The 13,988-nt window shown below is 67.8% G+C and carries 14 protein-coding genes; 6 read left to right on the top strand and 8 right to left on the bottom strand.

Annotated features, from left to right (window positions below):
* Window positions 1-48: 48 nt before the first annotated feature.
* Together ACJ7C5_RS08265 and ACJ7C5_RS08260 are read right to left on the bottom strand one after the other, a co-directional pair.
* Window positions 49-423 carry a hypothetical protein gene (locus ACJ7C5_RS08265; protein ID WP_088027514.1) on the bottom strand — a complete coding sequence of 125 codons (375 nt, stop codon included), beginning with the start codon at window positions 421-423 and terminating at the stop codon, window positions 49-51.
* Window positions 420-1,358, bottom strand: coding sequence for a hypothetical protein (locus ACJ7C5_RS08260; protein ID WP_412703611.1), 939 nt, complete (start codon window positions 1,356-1,358; stop codon window positions 420-422). The genes ACJ7C5_RS08265 and ACJ7C5_RS08260 overlap by 4 nt, the downstream gene beginning before the upstream one ends.
* Before the next feature lie 161 nt (window positions 1,359-1,519).
* On the opposite strand from ACJ7C5_RS08260, the gene prmA reads away from it, so the two are divergent.
* The 3 genes from prmA (at window position 1,520) to fis (ending at window position 3,676) form a co-directional block, all read left to right on the top strand.
* Entirely contained in the window at window positions 1,520-2,473 is a 954-nt protein-coding gene (gene prmA / locus ACJ7C5_RS08255; RefSeq protein WP_412703610.1) for a 50S ribosomal protein L11 methyltransferase, read from the top strand.
* A 216-nt stretch (window positions 2,474-2,689) separates the two neighbouring features.
* Complete coding sequence (locus ACJ7C5_RS08250; RefSeq protein ID WP_412703609.1) at window positions 2,690-3,286, top strand: DUF3426 domain-containing protein; 597 nt, start codon at window positions 2,690-2,692, stop codon at window positions 3,284-3,286.
* A gap of 114 nt (window positions 3,287-3,400) precedes the next feature.
* On the top strand, window positions 3,401-3,676 hold the full coding sequence (fis, locus tag ACJ7C5_RS08245) for a DNA-binding transcriptional regulator Fis (RefSeq protein ID WP_005419706.1): 276 nt from the start codon (window positions 3,401-3,403) through the stop codon (window positions 3,674-3,676).
* 126 nt (window positions 3,677-3,802) lie between these two features.
* On the opposite strand, the gene ACJ7C5_RS08240 is transcribed toward fis, so the two are convergent.
* The 6 genes from ACJ7C5_RS08240 to ACJ7C5_RS08215 are packed head-to-tail and all read right to left on the bottom strand — an operon-like array spanning window position 3,803 to window position 9,603.
* The gene (locus tag ACJ7C5_RS08240; RefSeq protein WP_049446723.1) at window positions 3,803-4,798 is read right to left on the bottom strand and encodes a phosphatidate cytidylyltransferase; all 996 of its coding nucleotides are present in this window, start codon (window positions 4,796-4,798) and stop codon (window positions 3,803-3,805) included.
* The gene (locus tag ACJ7C5_RS08235; RefSeq protein WP_014038692.1) at window positions 4,795-5,424 is read right to left on the bottom strand and encodes a lysophospholipid acyltransferase family protein; all 630 of its coding nucleotides are present in this window, start codon (window positions 5,422-5,424) and stop codon (window positions 4,795-4,797) included. The genes ACJ7C5_RS08240 and ACJ7C5_RS08235 overlap by 4 nt, the downstream gene beginning before the upstream one ends.
* Before the next feature lie 13 nt (window positions 5,425-5,437).
* Window positions 5,438-5,875 (bottom strand): hypothetical protein, encoded by a 438-nt coding sequence (locus ACJ7C5_RS08230; protein WP_412703608.1) that lies wholly within the window; start codon window positions 5,873-5,875, stop codon window positions 5,438-5,440.
* Window positions 5,872-7,200, bottom strand: a complete 1,329-nt coding sequence (locus ACJ7C5_RS08225; protein WP_412703607.1) for a phosphatase PAP2/dual specificity phosphatase family protein — start codon at window positions 7,198-7,200, stop codon at window positions 5,872-5,874. Before ACJ7C5_RS08225 ends, ACJ7C5_RS08230 begins: the two co-directional genes overlap by 4 nt.
* Entirely contained in the window at window positions 7,200-8,951 is a 1,752-nt protein-coding gene (locus ACJ7C5_RS08220; RefSeq protein WP_412703606.1) for a bifunctional alpha/beta hydrolase/class I SAM-dependent methyltransferase, read from the bottom strand. The genes ACJ7C5_RS08225 and ACJ7C5_RS08220 overlap by 1 nt, the downstream gene beginning before the upstream one ends.
* 34 nt (window positions 8,952-8,985) lie before the next feature.
* Window positions 8,986-9,603, bottom strand: a complete 618-nt coding sequence (locus ACJ7C5_RS08215) for a CDP-alcohol phosphatidyltransferase family protein (protein ID WP_094001334.1) — start codon at window positions 9,601-9,603, stop codon at window positions 8,986-8,988.
* Window positions 9,604-9,812: 209 nt separating this feature from the next.
* Here ACJ7C5_RS08215 and purH point away from each other — a divergent pair, with 209 nt between their 5' ends.
* From purH to purD, 3 genes are read left to right on the top strand one after another with little or no spacing between them, the layout of a single operon-like run.
* Complete coding sequence (gene purH / locus ACJ7C5_RS08210; RefSeq protein ID WP_412703605.1) at window positions 9,813-11,396, top strand: bifunctional phosphoribosylaminoimidazolecarboxamide formyltransferase/IMP cyclohydrolase; 1,584 nt, start codon at window positions 9,813-9,815, stop codon at window positions 11,394-11,396.
* Window positions 11,397-11,412: 16 nt separating this feature from the next.
* A complete protein-coding gene (locus ACJ7C5_RS08205) occupies window positions 11,413-12,291 on the top strand; it encodes a hypothetical protein (RefSeq protein ID WP_412703604.1) in 879 nt (292 codons plus the stop codon).
* Between the two features lie 58 nt (window positions 12,292-12,349).
* Window positions 12,350-13,633 (top strand): phosphoribosylamine--glycine ligase, encoded by a 1,284-nt coding sequence (gene purD / locus ACJ7C5_RS08200; protein ID WP_412703603.1) that lies wholly within the window; start codon window positions 12,350-12,352, stop codon window positions 13,631-13,633.
* Window positions 13,634-13,988 lie beyond the last annotated feature (355 nt).

The raw sequence follows: 13,988 nt of genomic DNA, 5'->3' as shown, positions 1-13,988 counted from the left end.
CTTGCCGGAAAGCACAGCCGGGGCCTGCCCGGCTCTACCCAGGCGGGCTCAGCGCGCGTCGGCCGCCGTCGCAGGAATCTGCGAGTTCGCCAGCGGACGGATACCGTTGGGTGAACTCGGATCGATGATCACCATGGTCTCGGTCGAGCCATCGGGCCACACCACCTGGAAGGTGCTGCCGGCCGGCAACGAGGCGAACGGCATGCCACTCTGCGCGCGATAGACCGCGGCGACCTGGCTGGCACCCGCGCGGCGCACGTCTTCGTGCGCCTTCACCGTGGTCAGTTCCACTTTCGACAGATGCCGGTAACGATCTTCGTACGTGTCGATCATCAACAGCCCGACCGCGCCGGCCGAGTAAGCCACGAACAGCGCCACCCAGAACCAGAACTTGGCCCCATGCAGGAATCGACGGTAATTCATTGCCCGTCCCTCGTTCCAACCAATCGCTTGATCCACTGCTTCATTTTCCCCGCACCTTGCCGCGAAACCGCAGCGTCATACACAAAATCCCGGAAATCCTGCGTCCCATCCTGCGAACAGATCCCTCCATTCGCACAAAAACTGTTGACCAGCACACTGTCGGCCCCACACGGTAGACCGAGTTCGCAGGCCGCAAGCCGCCATGCCAGTTCACTGAGCTGCTCGCCGGCCACCAGGCCATTGAGTGCGCGGTCCCCTGCCGCACGCACGCCCATGCCCGGCGCGATCGCCATGAACGCTTCCGGGTCGCGTGAGGTGCGCACCCGCTCGACCAGATCACGGCGATACTCGGGGCTGTCCTGCAACGGCTCGCCTTCGGCGAACAGCGATGCTTCCGCTGCCAGGTTGCCCTGCGCGGCCGCCTTGCGACGCTCCGCCAGCACCAGGGCGGACCCCAGCTTGTCGCCCGGCACGAAACCACCGCAGCGCTGCGCCACGCGCTCACGTGCCTGCACCATCGCCGGCGCGGCGGTCAGACCCAACCCCGCCAGCACGTTGTTGTCCAAGCGGTAGCCGCCGGGGTCGATGGCGTACTGAGCGCAGTAGTCGTAGACCCGACTGAGCATCCAGCGCGCCTCGTGATTGCCGTCGTCGGCCTGCACGCGCAGGCGCTGCGCATAGGCGTAGAGATCGGTGGCATCCTCGATGTCGGCGCGCAGATCCAGCGGCAGACCCGAGGGCAGCGCATTGCCGCGCTCGAACGCCGCCAGCCGACGCGCCAGCGCTTCCGGCACCACCGGCAGCGGCACCGCCGCATCCACCGCTGCCAGCGACGACGCCGGCAGCTCGCCCACCGTCGTCTGCACCGACCCGGCATGGCCGCTGGCCCGATACCCGGCCACGCCCAGCACGGCCACCGCCGGCAGCACGAGCAACCAGGTTTTCAGGGTCGGAGCAAAGGCCATTGGCGGCAGTGAGCGTTCACGGCACACAGGAAAGTGCCCAGTTTAGCAAGGCCCGACAGGCCTGTCTGAACCACCTCCGTTCATCCTGGGGCAGCATCTCAGGCAATACGGAGACGCCTTGATGGTCTAGCATGGCCCCCTTTCCCGTGATTGCCCCCACCGCCATGCCGTTCCTGGAACTGACCCTGCGTTGCACCGAAGCCACCCAGCCCCGCTATGAAAACGCGCTGGAGGACGTCGGCGCACTGGCCGTCACCCTGCTCGATGCCGAGGCCGATACCAGCAACGAACAGGCCATCCTCGAGCCGGGCGTGGGCGAGACCCCGCTGTGGGACACCCTGGTGCTGAGCGCACTGTTCCCCGCCGACAGCAACGCCCTGCTGCTGCTGGCCGCGCTGGAATCCTTCGACCCGGAGCTGGACTGGAGTGGTGGCAGCTTCCGTGCCGTCGAGGACGAAGACTGGGAACGCGCCTGGCTGGACCAGTTCCAGCCGATGGATTTCGGCAGCCGTACCTGGATCGTGCCGTGGAACCATGAACTGCCGGAAGCCGCACAGGCCGCCGATGCGGCCGTGGTGCGACTGGACCCGGGCCTGGCCTTCGGTTCGGGCACCCACCCGACCACAGCCCTGTGCCTGCGCTGGCTGGACCAGCTGGCCGTGAATGGACTGCTGCAGGGCCAGCGCGTGCTCGATTTCGGCTGCGGCTCGGGCATCCTCGCGCTGGCCGCGCTGAAGCTGGGCGCCGCCGAAGCGATCGGCGTGGACAACGATCCGCAGGCGCTGGTCGCCACCGCCGACAATGCCGAGCGCAATGGCGAGCAGGCCCGCATGCATGTGTACCTGCCGCAGGACGAACCGGTCGCCACCTATCCGATCGTGGTCGCCAACATCCTTGCCTCGGCGCTGGATGCGCTGGCCGAGCTGCTGGCCGCACGCGTCGCCGCCGGCGGTCGCATCGCCCTGTCGGGCATCCTGCATGGCCAGGAAGGCGAACTGCTGCAGCGCTACGCCGCATGGTTCGACGACCTGCAGGCCACCCAGGACGGCGACTGGATGCGCATCACCGGCGTACGCCGCGCCTGATCGTGGTTGAATGACCGCTGGATCCGAGCCCGCGCCCTGAGCATGTCCGAGCCGAACCCACCGCGCCGCCCCCTGGCTACCTTCCTGCGCACGACGCCGGAAGGTGAGGCTGCGCCTGCGACCGATACGCGCGCGCAGGACCAAGCTGGGCCTGCTGCGTCTGCAACGCAGTCGCCGGCCGCGCCCCTCGACCTGGCCCCTGCGCCGGCGGCGGAGATGCAACACGACGATGACACGGTCATCGTTGATGACACCGCGGCCATCGAACCGGCACCGGTCGCACTACCGGCAACGGCGGTTACCGCCGACGCACCCAGTTTCCTCGGCAATGCGCGCCCACGCACCCTGCCGACGCCGCGCTGGCACTGGCTGCTGGTCGCCGCGCTGGCGCTGCTGCTGGTGCTGCAGAGCGTGCTGGCCGACCGCGCGCGGCTGGCCGCCGACGCCGGCAACCGCGCATGGCTGGGGACGCTGTGCGGCGTGCTGCGCTGCAGCCTGCCCGCCTGGCACGAACCCACTGCGTTCACCATGACCAGCCGCGAGATCCGCCCCCTGCCAGGCCAGGCCGGCGTGCTGCAGGTGCAGGCCAGCATCCGCAACGATGCGCGCTGGGCACAGGCGTGGCCGGACCTGCGTCTGTCATTGTCCGATGCCGATGGCCGGGTGATCGGCAGCGGCGTGTTCACGCCCGCGCAGTACCTGGGCGAGAACCCCGGTGCGGCCCTGCTGGAACCGGGACAGAGCGCACGCGTCGCCTTCCGCGTACAGGAGCCCGCGGCGTCTACCGTCGCATTCACCTTCGACTTCCTTTGATCATAAGCGGCCGCCCGGTCATGGCAGGCCGGGCACGCTCGCGCTAGACTGACCGCCACCACCTCGTCCGGCCGCGCGCTTCGCGCGCACGGGCCAACCGAATCGGGAACCCCCTTGAACGCTGTCCTTTCTCGTCCTGACAACAGTCGTGGCGCTCCCCGGCCACCGCTGCGTGAACATGTCGCCCAGTCCGTGCGCCGTTACCTGCGTGACCTTGATGGCTGCGACGCGGACGATGTCTACGAGATCGTGCTGCGCGAGATGGAGATTCCGCTGTTCGTGGAAGTGCTCAACCACTGCGAAGGCAACCAGAGCCGGGCCGCCGCGATGCTGGGCATCCACCGCGCCACCCTGCGCAAGAAGCTGAAGGAATACGGCATCAGCGCGTAAGCGAGCGCGGGTAGTGCCGGCCGCTGGCCGGCAACCCCATGAACGATGGCAGGATGTTGCCGTTGCCGGCCAGCGACCGGCACTACCGGTAGATCCACGCCATGCGTGGATGCCGCCCCCACGGAATCAGCCGCCGCCGCCCGCCTTCCAGTAGTACCGCACCACATGGAAGAACACCGGCGCGGCGAAGCACACCGAATCCAGCCGGTCGAGCATGCCGCCATGGCCCTCGATCATGTGGCCCCAGTCCTTGATGCCGCGATCGCGCTTGATCGCCGACATCACCAGGCCGCCCCAGAACCCCATCAGGTTGATCAGCAGCGACAGGCCGAACGCCTGCAACGGCGTGAACGGGGTGATCCACCACAGCGCCGCGCCCAGCGCGCTGGCACTGAGCACGCCGCCGACGAAACCCTCCACCGTCTTCGACGGCGACAGCTTCGGTGCGATCAGGTGCTTGCCCAGCAGCTTGCCCCAGATGTACTGCAGCACGTCCGAGGACTGCACCACGATCACCAGGAAGGCGAACAGCAGCACGTTGCGCGACGGATCATGCCCGGGCACATGCAGGTTCAGCAGCAGCGGTACATGCGAAATGCAGAACACGCAGATCATCAGCCCCCACTGCACCTTCGCGGTCCGCTCCAGGTAGTGGGTGGTGTCGCCGCCGATGGTCGACAGGATCGGCAGGAACAGGAACGCATAGACCGGGATCAGCAGCGTGTACATGCCGTACCAGTCGATCCACACCAGGTAGTACTGCCAAGGCAGCACGATATAGAACGCGGCCAGCAGCGCGTAGTAGTCGCCTGAACGGGTCGGCGCCAGGGTGATGAACTCGCGCAGCGCGAACAGCGAGATGATCGCGAACAGCACGATCACCCCGGCACGGCCGAAGAACAGCGCCAGCCCGACCACGATCGCCATCACCCACCAGGCGCGGATGCGCGAGACCAGGTTGGCGATCACCGCGCTGGGCCGCCCACGCTGGCGCCAGCGCAGGGTCTCGGCCACCAACGTCGCCAGCACCAGCACCGCGCCGACGCCAGCGAACAGCAGGCCGGTCTGCTGGCCGACACTCTGCGTCGCCAGATCGCCAGATACATCCAACACGAAACTCATGCACGACCTCCATTCGGCGCCAGGTCCAGCAGCGCCTGCCGGCTGCGCGCCAGGAACGCGGCCTTGTCCTCGTCGGCCTGCAGCCGCAGCGGCGTGCCGAAGGTGGCCGTACACAGCAGTGGCAACGGCAGGAACCGGCCCTTCGGCATCACCCGCTTCAGGTTGTCGATCCACACCGGCACGAACTCCAGCTCCGGCCGTTGCCGCGCCAGGTGGTAGATGCCGCTCTTGAACGGCAGCAGCGGCTCATCGCCGACATTGCGCGTGCCTTCCGGGAACAGGATCAGCGAGCAGTCTTCGTCCACGGCATCGCGCAGTACCTGCAGCGGATCCTGCTGGCGATGGCCGGCCTCGCGCTCGACCAGCACACCGTTGAACACCGCATCGATCAGGTAACGGCGCAGGCCATCGCGCTGCCAGTATTCGGCCGCGGCCACCGGGCGCACCTGCCGCCGCAGTGCCGGGGGCATCGACGACCAGATCAGCACGAAGTCGCCGTGGCTGGCGTGGTTGCCGTAATACACGCGTCGCTCGCTGGACGGCGCACAGCCGATCCACAACGCGCGGGCGCCGGTCACCACATGGATCGCGCCACTGCAGGCGCGCGCAATCAATTCAGCGAACATCGGTCCCTCCCGTTCACGTCTGCGGCCACAACACGGCCAGCACCAGCAGTGCGAACTGCATTGCGGTCAGCAGGTACTGGCGCAGCAGCAGGCGACGCATGCCGGCCCAGCGCGCATCCCAGCCGCGCAGTGGCACATCGGGCGACGCGCGGCGCAGGCCACTGTCGTGCAGCAGCTGGTCGGTGCGGCGCGCGGCAGCATCGCCCTCCAGGCCTTCATCGCGCAGCAGCTGCAACAGGCTGGCATCCAGCTCCACCCGCCACGCGTGGTAGATCTGTGCGATGCCCGCGGCAACACTGAGCAGCAACAGCCCGGCGGCGATCATCGCCAGCCCCGGTTCGATGCCCAGCAACAGCAACGCCACCAGTAGCAACCCCAGCGACAGCAGCGCGGGCCAACGCCCCTGGCGCAGCAGCAACCGCATGGTCGCAAGGTCGGGAACCGCGCTCATGTACGGTCTCCCTTTGCTGCCGCGATGGCGCGCAGATGCGCCTGCCCCATCACGACGCCCGGTCGTGCGGCACGCACGATCGCGACCGCCGCCTCGACATCCACGGCGCGACCACTGCGCAGCAGCCACGTCGCCACGCTGGCGGCGCTGCGCGAATAGCCCAGTGCGCAGCACACCAGCAACGGTCCATGCGCACGCAGCCGCTCGATGGCCTCGGCCGCCGCGCGCAACTGTTCCGGCGTGGGCACCACCAGGTCCAGCATCGGCACGCTGGCATACGCCGCGCCCGGTGCACGACAGGACAGTTCAGCACAGGCATCGACCACGCCGACCAAGGATGTTGGCAACGCAGCACAGGGAATGCGCCCCAGCCACACGCCATCCATCACCGGCACCGCCTGCGGCGCACGCCGCGTCCACAGCCGTGAATTGATCCAGGCTGCACCCAGGTACGGCGCCAGCAGCCAGCGTGCGGCCATGGTCAGGCGACCATCGGCCCGCTTCTGGAACACCGCCGCACCCAGCCCGGCATACGCCAGCGCCACCAGCAGCAACGACACCACCGGCCACAGCAGCCACAACGCCGCGCCACGCAGAAATACCACCGGCACCAGCAGCACAGCGGCCCCCAGCAGGTACAGCCCCGCCAGGCGCCAGCGCTTGGCATCACGTGCGGTGCGCCAGGCGCGCAACGGTGGTGTGCCCTGCTCTGGCCACAGCCAGACGCACAGCCAGCCGGCCAGCAGGCCGGTCGGGATATCGATGAAATGGTGCTGGAACGTGGTCAGCACCGAGACGCCGATCAGCAGCGCCCATACGTGCAGCACCCAGCGCCACACACCGTGCAGGTACTGCGCGAACTTCACCCACAGCACGATCAACAGCACGATGTGCAGCGATGGCGCCTGGTTGAACGGCTTGTCGAAGCCCAGCAGCACATCGAACAGCCAGCCGAACACACCGCCGATCTCCGGACGCTCGAAGCTGAAGCGCAGCGGCCACAGCAGGAAGCAGGTCACGGCGATCAGCTGTGCACTGAACAGCCGCAGCGCGTGCCGGTCCAGTTCGAAGCGCTGACGGCACAGGAAAAACGAGATCGCGTAGAACAGATCGATCGACCAGTACGGCACGATCGTCCATGGCACGAACGGAATCTGCGTTTCCCAGCCGAAGGCCATCACCGGCAGTTCGGCATGGCGGCCGGCCATCCAGTTGGCAAAGCCATAGCTGGCGAAGAAGAACGGGCCCAGCAGGGCCAGCCACAGCAGGGCGCGCCGCCAGGGGCGCCCCTCCACGGCCAGCGGGGTTGCGGCGAGCGTTGCCATCACGCGGTCCGGCGCGCCAGCGACACGGTGAAGATGCCGAAGTCATCGATACGCTGCGCCACCTTCTCGAACCCGGCCAGGCGCACCAGCTCATCCATTTCCTGCTGGGTGCGGCGCCGCATCACCCACGCGGCGCCGCCGCGGTGGCTGGTCAGCGCGCGGGCGATGAATTCCAGCTGCGGGTGCCAGGGCTGGCCGGTGTAGGCCAGGTAGCCACCCACCGGCACCGTTGCAGCGATGCCCTGCAGCGAGCGCAGCACGGCGTCGTTGTCGGGGAACAGTTCGTACAGGCCCGATACCACCGCCAGCGTCGGCGCTGGGTCGACTTGCGCCAACTGTGCCGGGTCGAACGCATCGCCCTGTTCGAAGCGGGCGATGTCGGCCGCACCCAGGCGCTCGATCAAGGCGTGGCCCTGGGTCACGTTCAGATCACTGAAGTCGCGCAGCAGGATGCGGTCGGCGCGCTGCTCGCCCCGGCCCAGCGCTTCCAGCACGTAGCGGCCATGGCCAGCGGCCACGTCCAGCACGCGCACTGGCGTGCCCTCCCCGCGCAGGCGCTGGGCGGCATCGCGCAGCAGTTCCTGCAGGTGCTGGCCGCGCACGCGGATGCCGCGCCAGCCGATCGCATCCAGATAGTTGCGGTCGACAATGCGGCCGAGCGGGCCCTTGCCGCGTGCCTGGTCGCGGTAGATGTAATCCAGCGTGCTGCCGGAATCGAAACCGGTCTGCAGGCCCAGCGCGATGCCTTCGGACAGCGTGCCACCGAAGCGCAGGCCGCCACGCACCACGCGCCAGCGCAGGTCGGCCAGGCTGTTGCGTTCCGGTGGCCAGGCCAGGATTTCCGATTCCTCGAAGGTCGGCCCATGGCGGTGCGCATCGCGGCGTGACAGCTCACGCAGCGGCTCGGCAAAACGCGCCTGGATGAAACCGCGGATGCGCGCCAGCGCCGGCGCCCGATCGCGCTCGCCCAACGTGTCGTGGAAGAAGCCCGGCAGGTGCACGCGCTCCTTGATCGGGCTGGACAGGCGCTCGTAGAAGCGGTCCTGCGGGCCGCGATGCACGACGAAGTCCGAGCCGGACACGAGCAGCTGCACCGGCACACTGATCGCCTGCGCATCGGCCACGATGCGGTCGGCGGCCTCGTACAGGCCCAGCAGCACGCGCACCGAGATCGGCCGGGTGATCAGCGGATCGGTGCGATAACTTTCCACCCGCGCCGGATCGTGAGTCAGCCACTGCGGCTTGACGTAGCTGTTGACGAAGAAATTGCCGCGCAGCTTCTGCATCAGCGCCAGGCCCGGGCGTGCGAACGGCACGTACAGCTTCACCTTGAACGCCGGCGAAGCCATCACCAGCGCGCGCAGGCGTGGTGCATAGTCGTGCACCCAGGTGGCGGCGACCACTGCCCCCACGCTCTGTGCGATCACCGCGATGTCCTGCACCGCGATACCGTGCTCGGCGCCGATGTGGGCGATGAAGCTGTCGAGGTCACGCACCAGCGCCGGGAAGCCCGGTGCATCGCCACGCGCCCCCGGCGAACGGCCATTGCCGCGCGCATCCCAGGCGAAGAAGGCGGTGTCGGGCAGGTCCAGCTCATCGACCAGGTGGGTGACACGCCCGGAGTGCTCGTGGCCGCGGTGCAACAGCACGATGGCCTTGGTGGCCGGGGTTGCGGTGGTGCTCGCCCAGTACCGGTAGAACAGCGGTACCTGGTCGAAGCTGTGGAATTCCCGCTCCTGCGCCTGACGCATGCAATCTCCTGATTGTCTTTTTGTATCTGCTTGATTAATTCGGCGAAACCGCCGCTTCCCGCAGTCCGCGACGGACGCGATTGATCATCGTCAGCACGCACAGCACCGCCATGGCCGCGGCCACGCCAGTGACCGTCATCGCGCCAACCCACTCAAACGCCAGCAGCAGGCCCAGCGCACCGATCACGAAGGCGCGATCGCTCTTGCCCATCGGGCCGTCATAGCGGCGGCTGGCACCGACCATCAGCCCCAGCACCCCGGCGTACTCGCTCAGGGCCGCGGTCCAGGCCAGCAGCCACAGTGCTTCCGGGCGCACGCCCGGCACGCTGAGCAGGCTCAGGTACAGCGCCGCATCGGCGATCACATCGCACAACTCGTTCAGATAGGCGCCCAGCCGCGACTGCTGGCCGAACTCGCGGGCCAGCATGCCGTCCACGGCGTTGAGCGCCATGCGCAGCAGCATCCACAGCGGCAGCAGCAGGTACAGCAGCGGTTGCGCCGGCGCGCAGCACCACACGGCCGCAGCCACCAGCAGCGAGACCACGGCAGCGGCCACGGTCACCGTATTGGCGGTGATCCCCATGCGGTACAGGCCGCGTACGGCCGGACGCAACAGGTCCTGGAAACGTCCTTTCAATGCATAGATCGACACGATCTGTACCTGCTGATCCTTGGCAGTCCGGGCACAGCCTACCCGATCGGGGCGATGCCGCCCCATCGGATTGCTTGCAGTCTGCAACCAACCGGGCTGTGCCGAAGGGGGCCGCAGGCCCGCGCTGGCAGCCGATTTCGCCCGTCGGCGCCCGCCACCGGCCCCCACCGCCTACAATATCGGCCCCGCTCCGCTGCCGATTCTGTCCCATGACTGCTGATCTGTTGCCCGTCCGCCGGGCCCTCCTCTCCGTTTCCGACAAGACCGGCCTGGTCGAGCTGGCCACTGCGCTGGCGGCACGCGGCGTGGAGCTGCTGTCCACCGGCGGCACCGCCAAGGCGATCCGCGATGCGGGCCTGGCCGTGAAAGACGTGGCCGACGTCACCGGCTTCCCGGAAATGATGGACGGCCGGGTCAAGACCCTGCACCCGATGGTGCACGGCGGCCTGCTGGGCCGTTCGGGCCTGGATGATGCAGTGATGGCCGAGCACGGCATCGGTGCCATCGACCTGCTGGTACTGAACCTGTACCCGTTCGAATCGGTCACCGCCAAGGCCGACTGCACCCTGGCCGACGCGGTCGAGAACATCGACATCGGCGGCCCGGCCATGCTGCGCTCGGCGGCCAAGAACTTCGCCCGCGTGGCGGTGGCTACCGATCCGTCGCAGTACGCCGAGCTGCTGGCTTCGCTGGACGCCAACGACGGCCAGCTGTCGGCTGCCACCCGCTTCGCGTTCTCGGTGGCCGCGTTCAACCGCGTCGCCCAGTACGACGCCGCGATCAGCAACTACCTGTCGGCGGTCACCGCCACCGACGCCGCCGTGCCGGCCCGTGCCGAGTACCCGGCGCAGATGAACTCCACCTTCGTGAAGGTGATGGACCTGCGCTACGGCGAGAACCCGCACCAGAGCGGCGCGTTCTACCGCGACCTGTACCCGGTGCGGGGCACGCTGGCCACCTTCCAGCAGCTGCAGGGCAAGGAGCTGAGCTACAACAACCTGGCCGATGCCGATGCGGCGTGGGAGTGCGTGCGCCAGTTCGACGCGCCAGCCTGCGTCATCGTCAAGCACGCCAACCCGTGCGGCGTGGCCGTCGGTGCCGGCAACGGCGACGCCTACGAGCTGGCCTACGCCACCGACCCGACCAGCGCCTTCGGCGGCATCATCGCCTTCAACAAGCCGCTGGACGCGGCCACTGCCAAGGTGATCCTGGACCGCCAGTTCGTGGAAGTGCTGATTGCCCCGGACTACGAGCCGGCCGCGCTGGAATACGCACAGAAGAAGGCCAACGTGCGCGTGCTGCGCATCCCGCACGGCGATGGCCTGAACAACTTCGACAGCAAGCGCGTCGGCTCGGGCCTGCTGCTGCAGTCCTCCGACAACCGCGGCATGACCCGCGACGAACTGAAGGTGGTCAGCAAGCTGGCGCCGACCGACAAGCAGTTCACCGACCTGCTGTTCGCCTGGAAGGTGGCCAAGTTCGTGAAGTCCAACGCGATCGTCTATGCCAAGGACAACCGCACGATTGGCGTGGGTGCCGGCCAGATGAGCCGCGTGTACTCGGCCCGCATCGCCGGCATCAAGGCCGCCGATGCGAACCTGGTGGTCGAGGGCTCGGTGATGGCCTCCGATGCGTTCTTCCCGTTCCGCGATGGCATCGATGCCGCTGCCGCCGCCGGCATCAAGGCGGTCATCCAGCCGGGCGGTTCGATGCGCGATGCCGAAGTGATCGCCGCCGCCGACGAACATGGCCTGGCCATGGTGTTCACCGGTGTTCGCCACTTCCGTCACTGATCCTGGAGCGACACGGATGTCCACAGTTTCAATGAAATCGCTGGCCGCCCTCGCCCTGGCGGGTGCGGCCATGCTGGCAGGCTGCAAGCCTGCCTTCGAGCCCAGCGCGGGCCCGAAGGCAGAGGCGCCGGCGGTGGTCCCTGCCGCACCAGAACAGCATGTCAGCCGCACCGCGCGGCTGCAGGCTTTCCTGGTCCAGCGTTACGGCAGCAACGCCAGGCTCTCCGGTGAATGGCGCGGCAGCTGGACCGACGATGGCGACACCCATGCGATGGACTGGCAGGTCTGCGCGGAGCAACCGGTGGTGAGCGGTGACAGCTGGCAACAGCTGCTGGCCGTGTGTGGTGCGCTGGTTGATGGCGCGCATATCGACCCAGGAACCATCGAGTTCTTCGTGCTGCGCCCGAAGGGCGAGGGCTTCGAAGTGACCAGCGAACTGACCGGCGAGCGCTTCGGCAGCGGCGGCCAGCCCGGCACCGCCAGCATCATCCGCGCCGGCAGTGACTTCTATGGTTTCCGCGTCGAAGACGGCTGGTTCGGGCAGGGTTTCTCGCTGCTCTCGCAGTCGCTGATCCTGCCGGGCCCGAACGGCCTGGTTGCAAGCGGCAGCGTGCGCAGCCATATCGACAATGACGCCCAGTACGAGTGCGACGCTGCCGACGCCAGTACCGACCCGGATACGGCCAATGACTGCCGCACCCGCCGCTTCAGCATCGATTTCGCCCTGCGTTTTGACGACAGCGACCGCAGCGCCCGCGTCTGGCCACTGCTGATCGAGGAAACCGGAACCACCTGTGGCGGCAAGCAGGTCCGGCAGCAGCACCGCTTCACCCTGGACCCGAAGACCTGGGCCTATTCCTTCCCCGAATCGCTGCGACGCGAAGGCTGCGAGTGAGGCACGCGCGCCGCCGGGGATATCGATCTTCCCTTCCCACGCAATCTGGAATCTCGTGATGAACGTACTTGTCATCGGCTCTGGCGGCCGCGAACACGCCCTGGCATGGAAGCTGGCCCAGTCCTCCCGTGTCACCGAAGTGATCGTGGCGCCCGGCAACGCCGGCACCGCCAGCGAAGACAAGTGCCGCAACGTGGCGGTCAAGGTCACCGATATCGACGGCCTGCTGGCGCTGGCCCAGGCGGAAGACGTGGCGTTGACCGTGGTCGGCCCGGAAGTACCGCTGGTGGCCGGCGTGGTCGACCGCTTCCGCGCCGCCGGCCTGCGCATCTTCGGGCCGACCGCCGCCGCCGCGCAGCTGGAAGGCAGCAAGGCCTACGCCAAGGACTTCCTGGCCCGTCACAACATCCCCACCGCGTTCTACGCCGTGCACACCGAGGTGGACGCCGCCCTGGCCTACATCCGCGAGAAGGGCGTACCGATCGTGGTCAAGGCCGACGGCCTGGCCGCCGGCAAGGGCGTGATTGTCGCAATGACGTTGGCCGAAGCCGAAGACGCGGTGCGTGACATGCTCTCGGGCAACGCGTTCGGCGATGCCGGCGCGCGCGTGGTGATCGAGGAATTCCTGGACGGCGAGGAAGCCAGCTTCATTTCGATGGTCGACGGCGTGCATGCACTGCCGATGGCCACCTCGCAGGACCACAAGCGCGTCGGCGATGGCGACACCGGTCCGAATACCGGCGGCATGGGTGCGTACTCGCCGGCGCCGGTGGTGACCCCCGAAGTGCATGCGCGGGTGATGCGCGAGGTGGTGTACCCGACCGTGCAGGGCATGATTGCCGATGGCATCCCGTTCACCGGCTTCCTCTACGCAGGCCTGATGATCGATGCCAGCGGCGCGCCGAAGGTGATCGAGTTCAACGTGCGCTTCGGCGACCCGGAAACGCAGCCGGTGATGCTGCGCCTGCAGTCCGACCTGGTGGACCTGGTGGAGGCAGCGATCGATGGTCGCCTGGACCAGATCGAGGCACAGTGGGATGCGCGCCCGTCGCTGGGCGTGGTGATGGCGGCCAAGCCTTATCCGGAAGCGCCGATCACCGGTGATGTGATTTCCGGCCTGGACGACGTGCCGGCCAGTGCCAAGGTGTTCCATGCCGGCACCACGCTGGACGCACAGGGCCAGGTGCTCAGTGCCGGCGGCCGCGTGCTGTGCGTGGCGGCGCTGGGCGAGAGCGTGCGCGACGCGCAGGCCAATGCCTACGCCGGCGTAGCCAAGGTGACGTGGGCCAACGAGTTCCACCGCAACGACATCGGCTGGCGCGCGATCGCACGCGAGGGGTGAGGCCCGCGCGGCGTCAGTAGATCCACGCCATGCGTGGATGAGCCCCACAAACAAGAAAGGCCCGGCATTGCCGGGCCTTTTGCCATTCAAAGAACTGGCCAGTTCGGTGCGATCAATCAACGCGCTTTCGCGGGCGTCGACCTCCTTGGCTGGGTATTGCTGCACGCGGAGACAGGCTTAAGACACAGCGCCTCATAGATCCTCAAACGAGGCGTATCGATGAGGTCGTGAGCGTGCAGACTGACCGCCGCGTCGTGCATCGTCTGCAGCAGTCGGCTTTTCGCACGCCCCTTCTCTTGGGCTTTGGTCACTGCATGCGTCCTGCGATGTTTCGCATATTCCATCAGAACCAGAT

This window comes from Nocardiopsis yanglingensis, from assembly GCF_045809185.1.
GTDB classification, from domain to species: domain Bacteria; phylum Pseudomonadota; class Gammaproteobacteria; order Xanthomonadales; family Xanthomonadaceae; genus Stenotrophomonas; species Stenotrophomonas yanglingensis.
Note: the sequence above shows the minus strand (reverse complement) of the source record. Positions and strands in the feature narration are given on the sequence as shown.